Source organism: Streptococcus sp. 27098_8_51, from assembly GCF_041432205.1.
Classification (GTDB): Bacteria; Bacillota; Bacilli; order Lactobacillales; family Streptococcaceae; genus Streptococcus.
The window spans coordinates 41,578-61,536 of the sequence record NZ_JAPVZE010000008.1 but is presented as its reverse complement, the minus strand read 5'-3'; the positions used below and the strand labels follow the sequence as shown (position 1 = coordinate 61,536).

General features: G+C 42.5%; 19 protein-coding genes and 1 tRNA gene. 4 read left to right on the top strand and 16 right to left on the bottom strand.

Annotated features, from left to right (window positions below):
* Positions 1-33 precede the first annotated feature (33 nt).
* From O3622_RS06515 to O3622_RS06470, 10 genes are all read right to left on the bottom strand, one after another.
* Entirely contained in the window at positions 34-915 is an 882-nt protein-coding gene (locus O3622_RS06515) for a class II fructose-bisphosphate aldolase (RefSeq protein ID WP_001018999.1), read from the bottom strand.
* Positions 916-1,054: 139 nt separating this feature from the next.
* Complete coding sequence (gene vncS / locus O3622_RS06510) at positions 1,055-2,383, bottom strand: sensor histidine kinase VncS (protein WP_070696898.1); 1,329 nt, start codon at positions 2,381-2,383, stop codon at positions 1,055-1,057.
* On the bottom strand, positions 2,380-3,036 hold the full coding sequence (gene vncR / locus O3622_RS06505; protein WP_000697942.1) for a response regulator transcription factor VncR: 657 nt from the start codon (positions 3,034-3,036) through the stop codon (positions 2,380-2,382). The genes vncS and vncR overlap by 4 nt, the downstream gene beginning before the upstream one ends.
* Before the next feature lie 247 nt (positions 3,037-3,283).
* Positions 3,284-4,663 carry an ABC transporter permease subunit Vex3 gene (vex3, locus tag O3622_RS06500; RefSeq protein WP_000903007.1) on the bottom strand — a complete coding sequence of 460 codons (1,380 nt, stop codon included), beginning with the start codon at positions 4,661-4,663 and terminating at the stop codon, positions 3,284-3,286.
* 50 nt (positions 4,664-4,713) lie between these two features.
* Positions 4,714-5,361, bottom strand: a complete 648-nt coding sequence (gene vex2, locus O3622_RS06495) for an ABC transporter ATP-binding subunit Vex2 (RefSeq protein WP_000173737.1) — start codon at positions 5,359-5,361, stop codon at positions 4,714-4,716.
* Positions 5,362-5,373: 12 nt separating this feature from the next.
* A complete protein-coding gene (locus O3622_RS06490) occupies positions 5,374-6,651 on the bottom strand; it encodes an ABC transporter permease (RefSeq protein WP_049518933.1) in 1,278 nt (425 codons plus the stop codon).
* A 394-nt stretch (positions 6,652-7,045) separates the two neighbouring features.
* A tRNA-Leu gene (locus O3622_RS06485) sits at positions 7,046-7,131 on the bottom strand.
* Between the two features lie 80 nt (positions 7,132-7,211).
* A complete protein-coding gene (locus O3622_RS06480) occupies positions 7,212-7,787 on the bottom strand; it encodes a cysteine hydrolase family protein (RefSeq protein ID WP_001029648.1) in 576 nt (191 codons plus the stop codon).
* Positions 7,787-8,575 (bottom strand): GTP-sensing pleiotropic transcriptional regulator CodY, encoded by a 789-nt coding sequence (gene codY / locus O3622_RS06475; protein ID WP_000940726.1) that lies wholly within the window; start codon positions 8,573-8,575, stop codon positions 7,787-7,789. Before codY ends, O3622_RS06480 begins: the two co-directional genes overlap by 1 nt.
* A gap of 283 nt (positions 8,576-8,858) precedes the next feature.
* Positions 8,859-10,436 (bottom strand): DEAD/DEAH box helicase, encoded by a 1,578-nt coding sequence (locus tag O3622_RS06470; RefSeq protein ID WP_000671078.1) that lies wholly within the window; start codon positions 10,434-10,436, stop codon positions 8,859-8,861.
* Positions 10,437-10,785: 349 nt separating this feature from the next.
* Here O3622_RS06470 and O3622_RS06465 point away from each other — a divergent pair, with 349 nt between their 5' ends.
* From O3622_RS06465 to O3622_RS06450, 4 genes are all read left to right on the top strand, one after another.
* Positions 10,786-12,102 (top strand): FAD-containing oxidoreductase, encoded by a 1,317-nt coding sequence (locus tag O3622_RS06465; RefSeq protein WP_000958907.1) that lies wholly within the window; start codon positions 10,786-10,788, stop codon positions 12,100-12,102.
* 99 nt (positions 12,103-12,201) lie between these two features.
* On the top strand, positions 12,202-13,545 hold the full coding sequence (gene murT, locus O3622_RS06460; RefSeq protein ID WP_049520918.1) for a lipid II isoglutaminyl synthase subunit MurT: 1,344 nt from the start codon (positions 12,202-12,204) through the stop codon (positions 13,543-13,545).
* Positions 13,545-14,327 (top strand): lipid II isoglutaminyl synthase subunit GatD, encoded by a 783-nt coding sequence (gene gatD, locus O3622_RS06455; RefSeq protein WP_000263169.1) that lies wholly within the window; start codon positions 13,545-13,547, stop codon positions 14,325-14,327. The genes murT and gatD overlap by 1 nt, the downstream gene beginning before the upstream one ends.
* Positions 14,328-14,454: 127 nt before the next feature.
* Positions 14,455-15,537, top strand: a complete 1,083-nt coding sequence (locus O3622_RS06450) for a Xaa-Pro peptidase family protein (RefSeq protein WP_049490287.1) — start codon at positions 14,455-14,457, stop codon at positions 15,535-15,537.
* Positions 15,538-15,577: 40 nt separating this feature from the next.
* Here the strand turns inward: O3622_RS06450 and O3622_RS06445 are convergent, their stop codons facing one another.
* From O3622_RS06445 to O3622_RS06420, 6 genes are all read right to left on the bottom strand, one after another.
* Entirely contained in the window at positions 15,578-16,039 is a 462-nt protein-coding gene (locus O3622_RS06445; RefSeq protein ID WP_000814995.1) for an ECF transporter S component, read from the bottom strand.
* Complete coding sequence (locus O3622_RS06440; RefSeq protein WP_000794752.1) at positions 16,017-16,790, bottom strand: bifunctional hydroxymethylpyrimidine kinase/phosphomethylpyrimidine kinase; 774 nt, start codon at positions 16,788-16,790, stop codon at positions 16,017-16,019. The genes O3622_RS06445 and O3622_RS06440 overlap by 23 nt, the downstream gene beginning before the upstream one ends.
* On the bottom strand, positions 16,780-17,529 hold the full coding sequence (gene truA, locus O3622_RS06435) for a tRNA pseudouridine(38-40) synthase TruA (RefSeq protein ID WP_084922029.1): 750 nt from the start codon (positions 17,527-17,529) through the stop codon (positions 16,780-16,782). Before truA ends, O3622_RS06440 begins: the two co-directional genes overlap by 11 nt.
* Before the next feature lie 99 nt (positions 17,530-17,628).
* Positions 17,629-18,780, bottom strand: a complete 1,152-nt coding sequence (locus tag O3622_RS06430; RefSeq protein WP_000816261.1) for an MFS transporter — start codon at positions 18,778-18,780, stop codon at positions 17,629-17,631.
* A gap of 112 nt (positions 18,781-18,892) precedes the next feature.
* Positions 18,893-19,516, bottom strand: a complete 624-nt coding sequence (locus O3622_RS06425; protein ID WP_000775204.1) for a Pr6Pr family membrane protein — start codon at positions 19,514-19,516, stop codon at positions 18,893-18,895.
* Positions 19,517-19,518: 2 nt separating this feature from the next.
* Entirely contained in the window at positions 19,519-19,857 is a 339-nt protein-coding gene (locus O3622_RS06420) for a zinc ribbon domain-containing protein YjdM (protein ID WP_001061581.1), read from the bottom strand.
* Positions 19,858-19,959: the final 102 nt, after the last annotated feature.

Sequence of the window (19,959 nt, the reverse complement as noted above, 5' to 3'; positions counted from 1 at the left end):
AGGGGCAGGTTCTTTCTGTATTGTTCAGCTCGATTAAGCTTTACCTTCTGAACCGAATACGTCGATGCGTTCTTCAACTGATGCTTGGATAGCTTTTACACCGTCAGCCAAGAATTTACGTGGGTCGAAGAGTTTTTTCTTGTCGTATTCTGCTTCGTTTGCTTCGTAGTCACGAGCAAATTTACGAGTTGCGTTAGCGAATGCGATTTGACATTCAGTGTTAACGTTAACTTTCGCAACACCAAGTTTGATAGCTGCTTGGATTTGCTCATCAGGAATACCTGATCCACCGTGCAATACGATTGGGAAACCTGGAAGAGCTTCTGTCAATTTTTGCAAGTGGTCAAGGTCAAGACCTTCCCAGTTTGCTGGGTATGGACCGTGGATGTTACCGATACCAGCTGCCAAGAAGTCGATACCAGTTGCAACCATTGCTTTAGCGTCTTCGATTGGAGCCAATTCACCTTTACCGATGATACCGTCTTCTTCACCACCGATAGTACCAACTTCAGCTTCTACTGAGATACCTTTAGCGTGAGCTTTTTCAACAACTTCTTTAGCCAATTTAAGGTTTTCTTCAACTGGAAGGTGTGAACCGTCAAACATGATTGAAGTGTAACCAACTTCGATACACTCAAGTGCATCTTCGTAGTGACCGTGGTCAAGGTGGATAGCTACTGGTACAGTGATACCCATTGACTCAACAAGGTTAGCGATCAAGTTGCGAGCAACTTTGTAACCACCCATGTATTTAGCAGCACCCATTGAAGTTTGGATCAAAACTGGAGCTTTTTTAGCTTCTGCTGCACGCAAGATAGCTTGAGTCCACTCAAGGTTGTTTGTGTTAAATCCACCAACTGCATAACCGTTGTCACGAGCTGCTTGGACAAATTTTTCTGCTGAAACGATTGCCATTTGTCAGGCCTCCTATATATTTTTTGGGACATCCCATTTACATTGTTCATTTTATCACTTTTTGACAAAAAAAGCTAGTTTTTCCCATACTTTAGATTGAATTTCTTCCAACTCAATCAATGTAAACCCTTTCTTTCCCTTAGTCTTGATCGACTTTAGGATAAGACATGAAGAAGGTCAAACGATAATCTTGCATCTCAAAATGATAAGGTAATTTCTCGTGTTCTAATAAACTTTTGACCACAAAGAGCCCCATTCCTGAACCCTTGGCCTTGCGACTAGCATTTTCAGAAAAAGACTGGGCCAATTTTTCTTGTTCTTCAGAACTACAGCTATTCTCAATAAAGAGTTCTCCTTCTCTCTCCCCGATGCGGACCAGGCCACCTGGAGTGGAGTGCTTGATGGCATTGCTGATGAGATTAGATAGGATCAATTTCATGACAGATGGGTTTATGTAAGCTTGCTGACGGGTTAGGCTAATGTCTACCTGAAGTTCTCTCTCCTTGGCGAGCAAAGCATAATCATTAACCAGACTTTGCGTCATCTGAAGAAGGTCGACCTCTTCTTTCTCGTCTCGCAATTCCTGAACAGAAGAAAGAGACAGTATCTGGAGAACGTGGTGGCTGAGGTCATCCACAATCCCCAAGGCAACTCCAAGATAATGGTCTCTATCCTTATAACGGCCGACATTTTCTTTCATATTTTCGATTAGGATTTTCAAGCTAGCCAGTGGTGTTTTCAATTCATGAGAAGCTCCTCGCAGGAACTCAACCTTCATCTTCTCCAGCTGGAGAATAGCTTCATTCTTGTCATGCAAGTCCGCAATGACAGTCAAGAGATGCTGGTAAAGGCTATTGATTTGTTCCTTGAGATCACCAATCTCGTCCTTAGAATCTACACGCAATCGCACTTGGGCATCCAAATCCATCATCCGACGGGTCACTCGCTTGATTTCCAAAATCGGTGCAACAATGGTTCGAGCATAGATATAGGCTACCAAGAGGGAAATCAGAAAGGATGCCAGCAAGGTATAGGGGAGAAACTGGAGACTGATCTGCTCTGCTTCTTTTTGCAAGTCCATTGAAGCTAGAAATTGGAGAGTCATGGTGCTACCATCTTGCGTTTTCACCTCACGCTCCTCGATAAAGAGGGAAATGGTCTGGCGGTCCGTATCCAGAGGAAGATTGTCCTTGACTTCTAACTTGTCCTCGGTCATCTCTCCCTTGACAGCCCCTTTGATATCACTGCTCTGGGAATACAAATCCAACACTTGCTCGATGCTTTGCCTATCTTTTCCGTCTAGGGATTGGGCAATAGCAGTCGCTTTCTGACCAATGGTTTCCTGACGATGGCTCAGATAAGTAGAGGGAAAGAGAAAATAAATGGCTAAATGAAGACAAATAACCAGAACACTAAAAATCGAGAAGGTATAGCTAAAAATCTTTGTAAATAAACCTGTTCGTTTCATTTTCGCTCCAATTTATAACCAACATTGCGCACAGTGAGGATGCAATCCAAGTCTAGCTTTTTCCGCAGTTCTTTGATATAGACATCAATGACACGGTCAAAGGGAACCTCATCTGTTGCCTTCCAGACCGCATCGATAATCTGAGAACGAGTCAAGGCCCGTCCTTCATTTTTCACCAGATAGTCCAGAATTTCCAACTCTTTGGCATTAATGGCCACTTCTTGACCTGCGAGGCTTGCACTGTAACTCTCAAAATCCACCTTGGTATCCTTATAGGAGAAGACTCGTCCCGTATCGTAGTAGCGCTTGAAAATTGCATCCACCCTCACTTTTAGAAGGGAGAGAGAGAAGGGCTTTTCCAGATAACCATCTGCTAGAGAAGCAAAAGCACTCATCTTGTATTCCTCATCCTGAAAGGCGGTTAACATCAGGACAGGGACCTGACTGGTTTTACGAATCTCCGCTAGGACTTCGAGGCCATTAAGCTTGGGCATTTGGATATCCAATAAAACTAGGGCTACTTCATAGCTGGAAAATTTTTCCAGAGCTTCTTGACCGTCTGCTGCCTCAATGGTTTCATAACCACAATCCGTCAAATAGTCACTGATTCCCTCACGGATCATCTCTTCATCTTCTACAATTAAAATTTTCATAGAAAAAACGGTTCACATCCTTTAAATTTCTTGTAAATCTCCTCTGTTTCATCCTGATAGGAAGAGTCCTTATACTCAATGAAAACCAAAGAGCAAACTAGGAAGCTAGCCGCAGGCTGTACTTGAGTACGGCAAGGTGAAGCTGACGTGGTTTGAAGAGATTTTCGAAGAGTCCTTATCAAGACAAAACAGATAAAAATGCTACCTATATTATACCCCATTTAGGGGAGAATAGGTAGCAAGTTTTTTATTCGCTATCGAGCAAGAGTTCTTTTGGTTGTTTTCTAAGGAGATTGCTTGAAGCAAGCGCCATAACGAGAACCACTAGAACCAAAGCAAGGACAAAGACGATGATAAAGTCTGATGTCTGAATGGAAATGTCTAGGCTCGACAAGGTCTTGCTAAAGCCGTCTACTTCTGCACCACCACCAAGGTTAGAAGCTTGAGCAGCCTTACTGGCTTGCTTGGCAACACCTGAAGTGACATTGGCAAGAACAGTATTTCCGATTGCACGGGCTGTGTAGTTGGCTAGGAAGTAAGCAGAAACAAGAGCAGGGATGGCAATCAAGATCGATTCGGTGATGAATTGCCCCAAGATACTTGCCTGCTTGAGACCGATAGAGAGGAGGATTCCCACTTCCTTGCGACGGGCATTGATCCAAAGACTGAGCAAGAGTGCAAGGAGAAGAACTGAGAAGCTCAAGCTACCCCAAAAGAGGAGGTTGGCCATCTTGTACATACCAGAGATGGATTGCTCTAGAGCTGGGTAGTTAGAGGAGCTCTTCACAAGTGTGTAGCTCTTCCAGTTGATACCGCTGATACCATTCAACTCTTTCATGACGTCATCCAAGTTCTTGTCCGCTGTTACAAAGAAGGTTGCGTCCCCATAAATAGCTGTGTCTTCTGTGTATCCATAAAGTTTTGCAGCAGTGTGAATGTCTGTGATAGCTGTGTTTTCATAGAGTTCTTGTGAGTAGGTTACTGCTGACTTATTGTGACCATCAAAGAGTCCCTTGATTGTCACTTCAACTGTTTCTTTGGCCCCTTTTTCATTGTCTGCATCATAGACATTAGAGTCCAATTTGACCTTATCTCCGACTTTCCAACCGTGTTTGGCTGCCAAGTCCTTGTGCATGAGGATCTTGTCCTTGTCGTCGTTGGTTAGGTGCTCACCTTCAACTAGCTTATATGAGCCAGAGACAAACTTGTCTTCTTTAGAGGAGTCATTGACACCTGTAATCATCAAACTGCTTCCAAACCGTTTGGCACGGTCTGCAGTGAGATTTTTCTTGGTTTCTGGCGTTTCAATGAGGTCGTATCCAGTCAAATCTCCGATAACGTTGATGCGTTTAACATAAGACTCGATGGCCTTATTTTCGGTGATTTTTTTGATATCCTCACCCTTAATATTCCCAGAACCACGTGGCGTTCCTTGATTGACGCGACGATTGATTTGCATGGAGAAACTATTGGTGATATTTTTAAAGGTCTCCTGAGAGGCCTTGGCAGTAGCTCCCTTGATCGACAAACCGACCAAACTCAAGCTCGCCATGAGGAGAATAATCAGGAAGATAACAATCGATTTGAAAAACTTCCTTGTAACATAGGCAAATGCGTTGTGTAACATAGGTTCCCTTTCTAGATTTGATTTCATAATTCTATCAAAACAAGCTCATCTTATTTTGTAGTGTTGCGAGTTTCAGTCAGTTTCTTGTCCTTCAATTCAAGTGTAATATCTGACGCTTGTGCCACTTCTTTACTGTGGGTGACGACGATCACACATTTACCTGTTTTCTGGGCAAGTGATTTGAGCAGTTCGATAATATCTCCAGCAGTTTTAGGGTCCAGATTTCCTGTTGGCTCATCAGCTAGAATAACTGGAGCTTCTGAGACTAAACTGCGAGCGATGGCTACACGTTGCTGTTGACCACCTGATAACTGGAGAACGTTCCGCTTGATCTGACTTTCATCCAAACCAAGCTCAAGAAGTGTATCCTTGCTTGCTTTTTTGTTGACCAAGCGGATATTTTCCAGCGGAGAAAGATAATCTATCAAGTTATAATTTTGAAAGACCAGGGAAATATGGTGCATGCGATGGTATGAATACCCCTTGTTCCGAATGTCCTCTCCTTGGAAAAGGATAGAACCTTCAACAGGACTATCTAGACCAGCCAGTAGGGACAAGAGAGTGGATTTTCCTGCTCCTGACTCACCAATGATACTATAAAATTTTCCGGGTTCAAAATTATACTTGATCTGATATAAAACTGCTTCAGCAGTGTTCTTATAACGGTAGGTAACATCTTGCAATTGTAATAAAGTCATGATTTCTCCTTCTTAACTAATAGATGATAAAATTTCTTTCGGCGATTTTCTAAATAGAAATACGAAACAAAGGGCTACAGACAAGCAACCAATCAGGAGCAGAAAGACATAGGATTCTGCAAAGGATAGGAGACTGGTTGATAGACCACTTGCTTTGGCCAGCGTGTCCTGTAAGGTTGCCTGATCTCCACTGGCTAGTACAGTTTGGAGTAGATAGGATGTGATGGCATTTCCAGCGATAAAGGATGGAAGCAAAGCTCCAAGTGATACCAAAACTACCTCTAAACAGAACTGGAGGAAGATCGAACTCTTGCCTTTTCCAAGTGCCAGAAGAATCCCCACTTCGTAGACCCTTTCTCTCAACCAGAGAGACAATACCAAAATTAAGGCTCCTGCTCCAGCTATCAACATCCCATAAAGAAAGATGGTCAGGAAGGTTTGGAAGGTTGCCACTGAGTCTTTGATTTGTTCAAAGGCCTTGTTTTCCTTCTCAACTTGGTAGCCTTGACTTTCTAAAGCCAAGTTTTCTACCTGCTTCATGAGTCCTTCCATTTCCTTAGGATTTTCTACATAGAAGCGCGCTGCACTGACTTGCGGTTCACTATTTCCCAGAAGCGTTTGGCTGCTTTCATAGTCTGTAAAGACCTGGTTTTCACTGAAATCGGAAGACAAGCCTGTGAACTTTTCTTGTTTTTTACCAGAAAAGATGCCGACAATTTCAAACTCTACTGTTTGCCCTTTTCCAGCTTCGGATTGACCAGCATCCAAGCGAATCTTGTCGTGAAGCGAAAGACCGTTCTTCTTGGCCAACTCTTCGTGGATAAGGATTTTCTTGGAATCCCCTTTTTGAAGGTGTCGCCCTTCTTTTATATTGAAAGCCGAACTGGTAAAAGTGACATCCTTGGATGAATCTTCAAGAGCCGTTAAGCTAACCAAGTTCTTGTCTGCAGCTGACAAATCATCACGTTCTACGCTCTGCTCACCACTCACCGCTTCCTTGTCTTTCAGTTTTGCGACCGTCTCAAGTTCAGGAGAGACATTTTCCAGTCCCTTAATCTTGCTCACGGATGCTAGGTCCGACAACTTGAAGGTCTGTCCATTTTCTATCTTTTTGATAGAAAAAGATGTGTTGAGTGATTTGTAAAGATTGCTTTCTACTGTTTTGTTGGACTTCATCAGAGTCAAACAGGCTGAAATTCCTGCTAAAAGGACAAATAAAATCAGAAATAAAATAAAACTTCTCAGTCGTTTTCTGCTGACATAAGCCCAAGCTCTTTGGATTGGATTCATTTGTCACCTCCATGTTTGTAAGACTATTATAAAATCCAAATATGAAATGTTTATGAAATCAAAAATTTTTTTTGATTTATTTTTTGAAAAAACAAAAAAGCTAGCAAACGCTAACTTTTCTTCATATATAAGGATAAATAGTACCAATCAAAAATCTACTTCATTTTAAAAATGATAGTCACATCTTTCTGATTAGTATTTTTCCATTTCCTAAGTTCTTCATTTTCTGACTAGTGTTTGAGGATATTCTTGATAGAATGAAATAGTGAACTCAGTTTAAATGTTCTGATACAATGAACTGTTCTTGATGCCAATATTTTTCTATACACGAAACGAAGCCTCTAGTCTTCTTTGTAAAAACAAAAAGAGCTAGCCAAAGCTAACTCTTACCCTATGCGGAGAGAGGGACTTGAACCCTCACGACCTAAAGCGGTCACAGGATCCTTAGTCCTGCGCGTCTGCCAATTCCGCCATCCCCGCGTCGATTACTTTACTAGTATATCAACTTTCAAAATCTTTGTCAACACTTTTTTCAGATTTTTTTCATTTTTCCAACCGGCTTATAGTTCAATTTCAGCAAGGTTTTCATCCAGTAATTTTGCTCCCAATGTGTTCTTAAAATGCCCAAGAGCAAACAGATGATTTTCTGGCCAAATAGAGGCAACCGCAGGTTTGACAACTTCAATGTCATAACCTAAATTGTAGGCATCAATAGCCGTATGAAGGACACAAATGTCAGTCAATACACCGGTCAAAATGACCGTATCTACCCGACGTTCCCGCAAACGGATATCTAAGTCCGTTCCTGAAAATGCTGAATAGTGACGTTTGTCCATCCAAAAGACGCGACTATCCGCCTCATGCTCAGCATAAAAGTCAGCTAGGGGGCCATAAAGGTTACGACCACTAGTTCCGATGATGTTGTGTGGTGGAAAGAGCTTGCTTTCTGGGTGGAATGTATCCTTCTCTTCATGAGCATCAATGGTAAAAAAGACATAGTCTCCACGATCAAAAGCTAATCTGGTTGCCTGATCAATGGCTTTTGATATTGCTTGAGCGGGAGCGCCAGCAGTTAGCTTTCCATGGTCTGCTACGAAATCCTCTGTATAGTCAATCGAGATTAAAGCTTTTGCCATTAGTAGTCCCTCTTTTTCACTTCCTCAAAAATATCACTAATTAGAACTTTGAGATAAGTCCCCTTCATTCCTAATGAGCGACTCTCAATAATTCCCGCTGACTCCAGTTTACGAAGCGCATTGACAATCACTGAGCGTGTAATGCCAATACGGTCTGCAATAACAGACGCAGTCAGCTGCCCTTCATTTCCATCCAATTCAGCTAAAATAGCTGATACGGCACGAAGTTCTGAATAGGAAAGGGTGTTGACCGCCATGGTAACAGCCGTACGACGGCGAATATTTTTCTCATCTTCTTCACGTTGAAAGTTCAATAGTTGAATTCCCACAACCGTGCTCGCAATCTCGACAAGAATCAAATCTTCATCTTCAAATTTCTTATCATTGCGCCAAATGATTAACGAACCTAGGCGAATCCCTGATACATGAATCGGAGCAATAGTTGTCAACCCATCTGGAAAGTCCGCACGGCTCTCCACAGGGAAAATGGTCAAATCATGTTCAACAGGAAGATTTGCTTCCGTATCATAAATCATGTTCGCCCCTTGTACATAGACCTCAGGGAAGGTTTTGGTTTGGAAGAATTGTTCTACACGGTCATTATTGGTCTTATAACGCATAAAGTAGCCCAAGAGACGTCCCTTGTTATTCACAATACAAGCGTTACAGTCAATAATATCAGCTAACTGGCGTGTGATCGCATTGTAAGGAAGTTCATCTTGGAGTTGCTCCTCAGAGCGCTTTAGAATAGACGTGATTTTTCTTGTTTTTTCTAATAAATGTGCCATTTTTTACCTCGCATATAATCGCTTCCATTATAACATAGAAAAGTCTTTATTTCAATAATTATCTGAAAATTGCTTATTTAATTGCAATTTTGAACAGCAAAAATATTTTAGAAAAAAAAGCGATTTTTTTATTGACATCCTATTTTATTTTTGATATTATAACATTATAAGAAGATGACATGATAAATCCCTTTCCGTTTCACCTATCCTTTACTATCACCATCTTCTTTTACTATCGGTCTCCTTATATATAAAAGCGATTCACACTGTGAATCGCTTTTTTCTATTTGTCTCCTTTGTTACGAATAACAAAGCCGGTCTTCTTTTCGCTTGAAGTGTTGCGAGGTTTTTTATTGTCTTTATTACGGTAACGTCTGTCTTTATCAAAACGATCGTTCCCACGACTGCCTTTTTTGAAATCATCACGGCGACCATTGCCGCGGCGATCACGGTCTCGACGGTCGTCCCCACGACGGCCTCCACGACCTCCCTTACCTTTGCCACCGAATCCATTACCTGATGGTTTAAATGGCAGTGGTTTTTCACGCGCAATCTCCACTTCAGGAAGGCTGTCTGGATCTTGGACTGTCAGACTCAAGATATACATAGCCAATTCTTCTGGACTAAATTCTGCAGCTAACTTACGAGCATCTTTAGCAAATTTCTCAAAGTTCCCACGAATGGCTTCGTCTGCGAAGTCTCGTTCGATTTTCTTGAGCGCTACTTGTTTCTTAGCTTGGAAGGCTTCTTCTGCTGTCGCTGGTTTCAAGCCTTTCATGCGTTTCTTAGTCAAGGTTTCGATGATTTGAAGGTAGCCCATTTCATTTGGTGCTACGAAAGTAATAGATTGACCTGACTTACCAGCACGACCTGTACGACCGATACGGTGAACATAACTTTCAGGATCTTGTGGAATATCGTAGTTGTAGACATGGGTCACACCTGAGATATCCAAACCACGTGCTGCAACGTCTGTCGCAACTAGAACATCAAGATTCCCATTTTTGAAATCACGAAGGACACGAAGACGTTTGTTCTGGTCTAAGTCACCATGAATCCCTTCTGCACGGAAGCCACGGATTTTAAGTCCACGAGTCAATTCATCTACACGGCGTTTGGTACGACCAAATACGATAGCAAGCTCTGGTTGTTCCACATCCATAAGACGTGTCATGGTATCAAATTTCTCTTGTTCCTTGACACGGATATAGTACTGATCTACCAATTCTGTTGTCAATTCCTTGGCAGCAATCTTGACATGCTCAGGGTCTTTCATAAACTGAACACCGATACGTTTGATAGCATCTGGCATGGTTGCTGAAAAGAGCAAGGTTTGACGATTTTCAGGGACACGGGAAATGATGGCTTCAATGTCTTCAAGGAAGCCCATGTTGAGCATTTCGTCCGCTTCGTCAAGAATCAGAGTTTCAATATCTTGTAATTTCAAGGCCTTGCGTTTAATCAAGTCCAAGAGACGGCCTGGTGTTCCTACCACGATGTGGGCACCAGATTTAAGAGCTTTGATTTGTTTTTCAATGCTGGAACCACCGTAAACTGAGCGAACTTTCACTCCCTTGCTACGGCCAAAACGGAAGAGTTCCTCTTGACTTTGGACAGCGAGTTCACGAGTTGGAGCGATAACCAAGGCTTGGATGGTCGCTTCTTCTGTACGGATTTTTTCAAGGGTTGGCAAGCCAAAGGCTGCAGTTTTTCCTGTACCTGTCTGAGCTTGACCAATAACGTCTTTTCCTTCGAGAGCCAAGGGAATGGTCTGTTCTTGGATGGGACTGGCTTCTACAAATCCAGCTTTTTCAATCTCTGCTAGCAATTCAGCAGACAAGTTAAATTCATTAAATTTCACGTTATTCTTCTTTCTAAAGGTGGTGCGAAGCCACCCTATAGGGCTTTAGTTTATACTTTTCTTTTCATGACGTATCTTCTACAAAAAAGAGATACCGTGTTGCTTCTTTTCCACGAAAGAAAAGTACTGGTTTCTTTGCAACCTATCTAGTATAACACAAGAGAGAAGCAAAAGATAGCCCAATTTCTCTAGAAAATCATGTAAGCGATTTTCTAGCAGTAAAGTAGCCCGAAACTGGTTTTTCAAAGGATTTGAAGGGAGCATTTCAAACTCACTCCATTTCCCGTAGCAGAATTGTGCAAAAGTTTTTTTCTTGTGCTAGAATGAAATGCGAATAGGAGGACTATAAATGTTAACTTATGATTTAATCGTTATCGGATTTGGTAAGGCAGGGAAAACACTGGCTGGTAAACTAGCTTCAGCTGGTAAAAAAGTTGCCCTTATCGAACGTAGTAAGGCTATGTACGGCGGAACTTGTATCAACATTGGTTGTATCCCAACTAAAACTTTGCTAGTTGCTGCTGAGAAAGATTTGTCTTTTGAAGAAGTCATTGCTACCAAAAATACTATCATTAGTCGCCTCAATGGTAAAAACTATGCGACTGTTGCTGGTACAGGTGTGGATATCTTTGATGCGGAAGCTCACTTCCTTTCAAACAAAGTCATCGAAATCCAAGCTGGTGATGAAAAACAAGAACTGACTGCTGAAACTATCGTTATCAATACCGGTGCCGTTTCAAACGTCTTGCCAATCCCTGGACTTGCTACAAGTAAGAATGTCTTTGACTCGACTGGTATTCAAAACTTGGACAAATTGCCTGAAAAACTTGGTGTCCTTGGTGGCGGAAATATCGGTCTTGAATTTGCAGGACTCTACAACAAACTTGGAAGCAAGGTTACAGTCCTAGATGCCTTGGATACTTTCCTTCCTCGTGCAGAACCATCCATCGCAGCTCTTGCTAAACAATACATGGAAGAAGACGGTATTGAATTGCTTCAAAACATCCGTACTACTGAAATCAAAAACGACGGTGACCAAGTCCTTGTCGTAACTGAAAACGAAACTTACCGTTTCGATGCCCTTCTCTACGCAACCGGACGTAAACCAAACGTTGAACCACTTCAACTTGAGAATACCGATATTGAACTAACAGAGCGTGGTGCTATCAAAGTAGACAAACATTGTCAAACAAACGTTCCTGGTGTCTTTGCAGTCGGAGACGTCAACGGTGGACCTCAATTTACCTACATTTCACTTGATGACTTCCGCGTTGTCTACAGCTACCTTGCTGGAGATGGTAGCTACACTCTTGAAGACCGTCTCAATGTACCAAACACCATGTTCATCACACCTGCACTTTCTCAAGTTGGCTTGACTGAAAGCCAAGCAGCAGATTTGAAACTTCCATATGCAGTGAAGGAAATCCTTGTTGCAGCAATGCCTCGTGGTCACGTAAATGGAGACCTTCGCGGAGCCTTCAAAGCTGTTGTCAATACTGAAACAAAAGAAATTCTTGGAGCAACTATCTTCTCAGAAGGTTCTCAAGAAATCATCAACATCATCACTGTTGCCATGGACAACAAAATCCCTTATACTTACTTCACAAAACAAATCTTCACTCACCCAACTTTGGCTGAGAACTTGAATGACTTGTTTGCGATTTAAGTTGAGACTGATTTGTTAGCTAACAGCCCTCTTTGGGCTGTTTTTGTTTCTGCGAAATCTCAAAACTGTCTTTTCCCTCTTTTATGATATAATAGAAACATGAAATTAAAAACTACTTTGGGCCTCCTTGCTGGGCGTTCTTCTCACTTCATCTTGAGCCGTCTTGGCCGTGGAAGCACGCTCCCAGGAAAACTCGCCCTTCAATTTGATAAAGATATTTTACAAAATTTAGCTAAGAACTACGAGATTGTCGTGGTCACTGGAACCAATGGAAAAACCCTGACAACTGCCCTCACTGTCGGCATTTTAAAAGAGGTCTATGGTCAGGTTCTGACCAATCCTAGCGGTGCCAATATGATTACAGGGATTACAACAACCTTCCTAACAGCCAAATCTTCTAAAACTGGGAAAAACATTGCCGTCCTCGAAATCGACGAAGCCAGTCTTTCTCGTATCTGTGACTATATCCAGCCTAGCCTTTTTGTCATCACTAACATTTTCCGTGACCAGATGGACCGCTACGGTGAGATTTACACAACTTATAACATGATTTTGGATGCCATCCGTAAGGTGCCTACGGCTACTGTTCTCCTCAATGGTGACAGTCCGCTTTTCTACAAGCCAGCTATTCCAAATCCTGTAGAGTATTTTGGTTTTGACTTGGAAAAAGGGCCAGCCCAACTGGCTCACTACAATACCGAAGGAATCCTCTGCCCTGACTGTCAAGGCATCCTCAAATATGAGCACAATACCTATGCCAACTTGGGTGCCTATATCTGTGAAAATTGTGGTTGCAAACGACCTGACTTGGACTACCGTCTGACAGACTTGGTTGAGTTGACCAACAATCGCTCTCGTTTTGTCATTGACGGACAAGAATACGGAATCCAAATCGGTGGACTTTACAACATCTACAATGCCCTTGCTGCGGTCGCTATTGCCCGTTTCCTCGGGGCTGATTCACAACTCATCAAGCAAGGATTTGATAAGAGTCGTGCTGTCTTTGGACGCCAGGAGACCTTCCATATCGGTGATAAAGAATGTACCCTCGTCTTGATTAAAAATCCTGTTGGCGCTACCCAAGCTATCGAGATGATCAAACTAGCTCCTTATCCATTTAGTTTATCTGTTCTCCTCAATGCCAACTATGCTGATGGGATTGATACTAGCTGGATCTGGGATGCGGACTTTGAACAAATCACTGACATGGACATTCCTGAAATCAACGCTGGTGGTGTTCGTCATTCTGAAATTGCACGCCGTCTTCGAGTGACTGGCTACCCAGCTGATAAAATCACTGAAACAAGTAGTCTGGAACAAGTTCTCAAGACCATTGAGAACCAAGATTGTAAGCATGCCTATATCCTAGCAACCTATACTGCTATGCTTGAATTCCGCGAACTGCTGGCTAGTCGTCAGATTGTTAGAAAGGAGATGAACTAATGGTTTATACTTCACTTTCCTCAAAAGCTGGCAACTACCCTTATCAGCTCAACATCGCCCACCTCTATGGAAACCTCATGAATACCTACGGGGACAATGGAAACATCCTCATGCTCAAGTATGTGGCTGAAAAACTGGGGGCACATGTGACGGTTGACATCGTTTCTCTCCATGATGACTTTGACGAAAATCACTACGATATCGCCTTTTTCGGTGGCGGCCAAGACTTTGAACAAAGCATCATCGCAGGCGACCTTCCTGCTAAAAAAGAGAGCATTGACAACTACATCCAAAACGACGGAGTGGTTCTCGCTATCTGCGGTGGTTTCCAACTATTGGGTCAATATTATGTTGAAGCTTCAGGGAAACGCATCGAAGGGCTAGGGGTCATGGGCCACTATACCCTCAACCAAACCAATAACCGCTTTATCGGTGACATCAAAATTCACAATGAAGATTTTGATGAAACCTACTATGGCTTTGAAAATCACCAGGGACGTACCTTCCTCTCAGATGACCAAAAACCGCTGGGACAGGTGGTCTATGGAAATGGAAATAACGAAGAAAAAATCGGCGAAGGGGTTCATTATAAGAATGTCTTTGGTTCCTACTTCCACGGACCTATCCTCTCTCGTAATGCCAATCTAGCTTATCGCCTGGTTACTACTGCCCTCCGGAAAAAATACGGTCAGGACATCCAACTCCCTGCTTATGAGGACATTCTCAGTCAAGAAATCGCTGAAGAATACAGCGACGTGAAAAGCAAGGCTGACTTTTCTTAAACTAAGGAAAATTAGATAAAAGAACTCCGCTATCTTGTCGGAGTTCTTTTTGCCTGTTCTTTTACCCTTCTCCCTTGCATTTTCTCTCATTTTTTGCCAAAATAGAGGGGTAGAAAGAAGGTAGCATATGTCTAAATTACAACAAATCGTAACATATCTTGAATCAGAAAAACTAGACGTCGCTGTCGTATCTGACCCCGTCACTATCAATTACCTCACTGGCTTTTACAGTGATCCCCATGAACGCCAAATGTTCCTCTTTGTTCTAGCAGATCAGGAACCTCTCCTCTTTGTCCCAGCCCTTGAAGTAGAACGTGCGAGTAGCACCGTTTCCTTCCCAGTTGTGGGCTATGTGGATTCTGAAAATCCATGGCAAAAAATCAAAAACGCTCTTCCACAGCTTGACTTCAAACGTGTCGCTGTTGAGTTTGACAATCTCATCTTGACCAAATACCATGGTTTGAAAACAGTTTTTGAAACTGCTGAGTTTGAAAACCTCACTCCTCGCATCCAACGCATGCGCCTCATCAAATCAGCTGACGAAGTGCAAAAAATGATGGTTGCAGGTATCTATGCTGATAAGGCTGTTCATGTTGGTTTTGACAATATTTCTCTTGATAAGACAGAGACAGATATCATTGCCCAAATCGACTTTGCCATGAAACGTGAAGGCTATGAAATGAGTTTTGATACCATGGTCTTGACTGGCGATAACGCTGCAAATCCGCACGGAATTCCTGGTGCAAACAAGGTCGAAAAAGACGCCCTTCTCCTCTTTGACCTCGGTGTCATGGTCAATGGCTACGCATCAGATATGACTCGTACGGTCGCTGTCGGTAAACCAGATCAATTCAAAAAAGATATCTACAACTTGACTCTGGAAGCCCAACAAGCTGCTCTTGACTTTATCAAGCCAGGTGTGACTGCACATGAAGTTGATCGCGCTGCTCGCGAAGTCATTGAAAAAGCTGGTTACGGAGAGTACTTCAACCACCGTCTCGGTCACGGTATCGGTATGGATGTCCACGAATTCCCTTCTATCATGGAAGGAAACGACATGGTCATCGAAGAAGGCATGTGCTTCTCTGTTGAACCAGGTATCTATATCCCTGGTAAAGTCGGCGTTCGTATCGAAGACTGTGGTGTTGTTACCAAGGATGGCTTTGACCTCTTTACAAGCACCAGCAAAGATTTGCTTTATTTTGATTAAACCTAGATAAGCCAAAAGTCAGCTATTGAAGCTGACTTTTTTATTTTATCTTCTTGACACTCTGAAAGACTACAAATCCCACAACCATTCCCAAGGTATTTTGTAGGAAGTTTGGAAGGATTTCTGGCAAGGCTGCTGACCAGCCATTCATTAGAGTTGAGCCCAGAGCGTAGCCACTTACCATGACGATAGTAGCCAAGACAAGGCCTAGCCATTGCCATTTCCCTTTAAAACCTGCAAAAAATCCTTGCAAGCCATGGTTTACCAAGCTAAAGAACATCCACTGTGGAAAGCCTGATAAAAGGTCAAGCAGAAAAGCTGCTAGTCCTCCAACGACGGCCCCTTCTTTACTGCCAAAGTAAAAGGCAGTAAAGAAAATACCTGCATCCAAGAGAGTCAATATTCCTGTTGGCGTTCCAATTTTCAAGTAATAACCTAGAACCACAGAAAGGGCGGTTAAGAGGGATACAAGGGCGATTTTAGTTGTTTTGGTTTGCTTCATATTGTCTTACTCCATATTGATCTGCTTGTGCAATAGCACGGTAAACGAAAGCTTTCGAGCTCTCTACTGCTGGTAAAAGTTCATCCCCTTTAACCAAGTGACTGGCGATGCTTGAGGCAAAGGTACATCCTGCACCCGCATTTTGGCCTTGAATGACTGGGTTTTCTAGAACAGTGAAAGTTTGTCCATCATAAAAGACATCCACTGCCTTGTCCTGACTGAGGCGATTGCCTCCCTTGATAATAACTGCTGGCGCTCCTAAATCATGCAATTTCTGCGCTACAGCTTTCATGTCTTCCAATGTTTTAATTTCCTGACCAGCCAATAATTCTGCTTCAGGAAGATTTGGCGTAATCACACTGACATGAGGGAAAAAGCGAATCAACTCTTGACAGAGTTCACTAACAGCTACATCGTGCGTTTCCTTGCAGACCAAAACGGGGTCCAATACCACAGGCACTCCTGGACGTTGCTTGATAAAGTCCAAGGCCTTCTCAGCCACACTGACAGTAGGAAGAAGGCCAATCTTAATTCCTGCAAACTCGACATCACGTAAGCTATCCAATTCATGTTGAAAAATGGCATCGTCAGTTGGAAAGACTTCAAAGCCCTTTTCGGTCAAGGCCGTCAAACAAGTCACTGCTACAAAGCCATGCAGACCATTTAAGGTATAGGTAGCCAAATCAGCTGATAAACCACCACCACTAAAAATATCATTCCCAGAAAGGGCTAAAATACGATTATTCTTCATAACGAATCTCCTTTAAATACAAGCCATTCGGTGCAGCCGTTGGACCTGCAAGTTTTCTGTCCTTCTTCTCCAAAATCAAGTCAATCTGCTCAACTGGCATTCGATTATTTCCTATTTTGAGCAGCGTCCCCACCATATTGCGAATCTGCTTATACAAGAAACCATTTCCTGAAAAGGTAAAGGTCAAAAATTGGCCTGTCTCATCAACACTAAGGCTGGCTTCTGTAATAGTCCGAACCTTGTCCTCTACACTGGTTCCAGATGCTGTAAACCCAGTAAAATCATGGGTTCCTTCTAATTTCTTGGCAGCTATCTGCATTCGCTCCACATCGAGGGGATAGGGAAAGTGAGTAGCATAGTGACGGCGCATCGGATTTTTAGGACGCCCCCTATCCACGATAAACTCATATGTCTTGCTATGTTTTGCATAACGACAATGAAAATCATCCGCCACAATCTCAATCGAAATCACATCGATATCTTCTGGTGACTGGGTATCCAGAGCAAAACGGAGTTTTTCCACATCCATCTGATAGGGCAGATCAAAATGAATAACCTGTCCCAGAGCATGGACCCCACTATCCGTCCTACCAGCACCATGAACAGTGATGGCTTGCCCCTTATTGAGTCTCATTAAGGTTTTTTCGATTTCCTCTTGAACGCTCCGCGCATGAGGCTGGCGCTGAAAACCAGAAAAGGCATAACCATCATAGGAAATGATTGCTTTATATCTTGTCATAACTTCTATTTTATCAGGAAATAAAAGTGTAAACAAGTTTAAAAACCAATAATTGTCTGGGTACAAAATTCCCAAAAAGAAAAACTTAGGAAACCAATCCTAAGCTCTCTTTTGAAGTGCGTACATAACAAAGATAGAAGTGACAATCAACCAACATCCTAAAATGGTGAAGACCAACATACCGTTTTGAGTCACCAAGCCAATCGCACCAAGAATAAAAGGTGTCGTAAAGGCCCCAAAGCTACATCCTAGCACTGCAAAAGATGTTGCCTGATTAAGGAGCTTGGCTGGTATTCTTTCAGAAAGAAGCTGAAAGACAGTGGTCAAGGCCACACTGTAGGAAAAACCTGCCACAACACTTCCAACTACCATCACACCCAATGACGGAGACAAGGCAATCACAATCTGCCCCAATCCAAAGGTGATACCCGACCAAAGGAGCAACCTTTCTTTAAACAGAGAGATAAAGAAAGAAAAACTCACACCTGCCAAGATACCAATCAACTGCATGATACTTAAAACCAAGCTCGATAACTGGGCATCCCCTAGACCTCTTTCCACCATCAGACTAGGAATACGAATGGTGATAGCTGTATTGGTGCAGACAACTACTGCTGCTTCGACAGCCAATAGAAAAATTAAGCCTTTCATCTGTCCTGTCAAACGAGTCGTTTCGGTCTCTTTTCTCTTTGTTTCTTTCTTTTCTTTCCCATAAGGGACAAAGAGCAGATAAAGGATCAATACTAAAAACCCCGCACTGTAGGCCAAGAAGGTCACTGTCCATCCCAAGGATAAGAGTTGACCTACAACTAGAGTCAAAATCGATGCCCCGACAACTTCTGCTGATCCGCGAAGACCCAACATCTGGATCCGTGTCTTTCCATGATAGCGTTCACTGATGATGGAAATGGCCTTGGCATTGATCATCCCAACACCCAAGCCAAATAAAATCCGCATCGCAAAGACAAAGTTGTACTCCTGATACCAGAAAGGGGCTGTCCCACCGATAGAAAGGATGAGAAGTCCCAGACTAATCTGAAGTCTCTCAGGAAACAACCGCTCCAAAAACCCATTTAAAACCAGCATGATCATAATTCCAAAAGAAGGGAGACTGACCAGGAGCTCGATTTGTTCCTTGGGGTAGCCTTGATAGTAGTCAAACATGGCTGGCAGAGCACTTGAGATGGAAAAGGAGGTAATCAAAACGAGGGAGAGGGCCAAAATACTAGCCCGTTCTAAATATTGTTTCATGAATTTTCTTTCTGTATATTTCTCACTGTTTATCCTTTTAAAAGGAAGATGGCAAGAAAAGAAGGAGCCCGATTGAACTAGAGACTCCGTCCTAACTTTCCTAATAGGAAGACTATTTTCGCTTGATTTGCTTGATCAGATAGAAGATGAAGCCTGCAACCATATACGCTGCAAAAATGATCAAACACCATTTGATAACCACGTCCCAACCCTTGTTCACATTTAAAAAGAAATATGGGAAGGGATTGTCCTTGGAATTCGGAATATTGAGTTTTAAGACCAGGCCGTTAAACAAGGCAAAAATCATATAAACCAAGGGCAAGATGGTCCATAAGACTGGATCCCAGATCTTGTATTGACCCCGTTTATCAAAGAAGAGGGTGTCAGCTAAAAACCAGAGTGGAACGATATAGTGGCAAAGGAAATTTTCCACACGGTAAAAGTCTGTCGCAATCGGAGCAAGCATAAAATGGTAAATCACACAGGTAATCATGATACTCATGGTAACACCACCCTTGAGACGAAGCAAGGTCGGACTTTGCCAATTTTCACCTGAACGGCTCATCACACGGAGCAGATAACCCGTGAAAATCGTTACCAAAAGATTGGACAACACTGTATAGTAAAGGAGCATACCAAAGCCACCGTGTTTGGTAATCTCCAAATAAACTCCTGTAAATGCCGCTAAGAACAAGAGGACACGACTATAAAAGATAAATTTATAATTCAGTTTCATGGCTAGATTTTCTTAACAAATTCTGACTTGAGTTTCATAGCTCCAAAACCATCAATCTTACAGTCGATGTTGTGGTCACCTTCTACGATACGGATATTTTTAACGCGAGTTCCTTGTTTCAAATCCTTTGGCGCACCTTTTACTTTCAAGTCTTTGATAAGGGTTACAGTATCGCCGTCAGCCAATTTATTTCCATTGGCATCGATAGCAACAACACCTTCTTCTACTTCTGCAACTTCTGCAGGATTCCACTCATAGGCACACTCTGGGCAGACCAAGAGACTTCCGTCTTCGTAGATATATTCTGAATTACATTTTGGGCAATTTGGTAAGTTGTTCATAAGTCCTCCTTAAACTAACAATTATTCTTTAAAATTCATATGTTATTGAACAGCAACTATTATACCGTAAAATCCTACTTTTGACAATGTGTCCTAAGTCCA

What these genes read in the sequence shown, in the direction of transcription:
- O3622_RS06515 (WP_001018999.1), bottom strand. Translation starts at nt 915, where the DNA reads ATGGCAATCGTTTCAGCAGAAAAATTTGTCCAAGCAGCTCGTGACAAC.
- vncS (WP_070696898.1), bottom strand. Translation starts at nt 2,383, where the DNA reads ATGAAACGAACAGGTTTATTTACAAAGATTTTTAGCTATACCTTCTCG.
- vncR (WP_000697942.1), bottom strand. Translation starts at nt 3,036, where the DNA reads ATGAAAATTTTAATTGTAGAAGATGAAGAGATGATCCGTGAGGGAATC.
- vex3 (WP_000903007.1), bottom strand. Translation starts at nt 4,663, where the DNA reads ATGTTACACAACGCATTTGCCTATGTTACAAGGAAGTTTTTCAAATCG.
- vex2 (WP_000173737.1), bottom strand. Translation starts at nt 5,361, where the DNA reads ATGACTTTATTACAATTGCAAGATGTTACCTACCGTTATAAGAACACT.
- O3622_RS06490 (WP_049518933.1), bottom strand. Translation starts at nt 6,651, where the DNA reads ATGAATCCAATCCAAAGAGCTTGGGCTTATGTCAGCAGAAAACGACTG.
- O3622_RS06480 (WP_001029648.1), bottom strand. Translation starts at nt 7,787, where the DNA reads ATGGCAAAAGCTTTAATCTCGATTGACTATACAGAGGATTTCGTAGCA.
- codY (WP_000940726.1), bottom strand. Translation starts at nt 8,575, where the DNA reads ATGGCACATTTATTAGAAAAAACAAGAAAAATCACGTCTATTCTAAAG.
- O3622_RS06465 (WP_000958907.1), top strand. Translation starts at nt 10,786, where the DNA reads ATGTTAACTTATGATTTAATCGTTATCGGATTTGGTAAGGCAGGGAAA.
- murT (WP_049520918.1), top strand. Translation starts at nt 12,202, where the DNA reads ATGAAATTAAAAACTACTTTGGGCCTCCTTGCTGGGCGTTCTTCTCAC.
- gatD (WP_000263169.1), top strand. Translation starts at nt 13,545, where the DNA reads ATGGTTTATACTTCACTTTCCTCAAAAGCTGGCAACTACCCTTATCAG.
- O3622_RS06450 (WP_049490287.1), top strand. Translation starts at nt 14,455, where the DNA reads ATGTCTAAATTACAACAAATCGTAACATATCTTGAATCAGAAAAACTA.
- O3622_RS06445 (WP_000814995.1), bottom strand. Translation starts at nt 16,039, where the DNA reads ATGAAGCAAACCAAAACAACTAAAATCGCCCTTGTATCCCTCTTAACC.
- O3622_RS06440 (WP_000794752.1), bottom strand. Translation starts at nt 16,790, where the DNA reads ATGAAGAATAATCGTATTTTAGCCCTTTCTGGGAATGATATTTTTAGT.
- truA (WP_084922029.1), bottom strand. Translation starts at nt 17,529, where the DNA reads ATGACAAGATATAAAGCAATCATTTCCTATGATGGTTATGCCTTTTCT.
- O3622_RS06430 (WP_000816261.1), bottom strand. Translation starts at nt 18,780, where the DNA reads ATGAAACAATATTTAGAACGGGCTAGTATTTTGGCCCTCTCCCTCGTT.
- O3622_RS06425 (WP_000775204.1), bottom strand. Translation starts at nt 19,516, where the DNA reads ATGAAACTGAATTATAAATTTATCTTTTATAGTCGTGTCCTCTTGTTC.
- O3622_RS06420 (WP_001061581.1), bottom strand. Translation starts at nt 19,857, where the DNA reads ATGAACAACTTACCAAATTGCCCAAAATGTAATTCAGAATATATCTAC.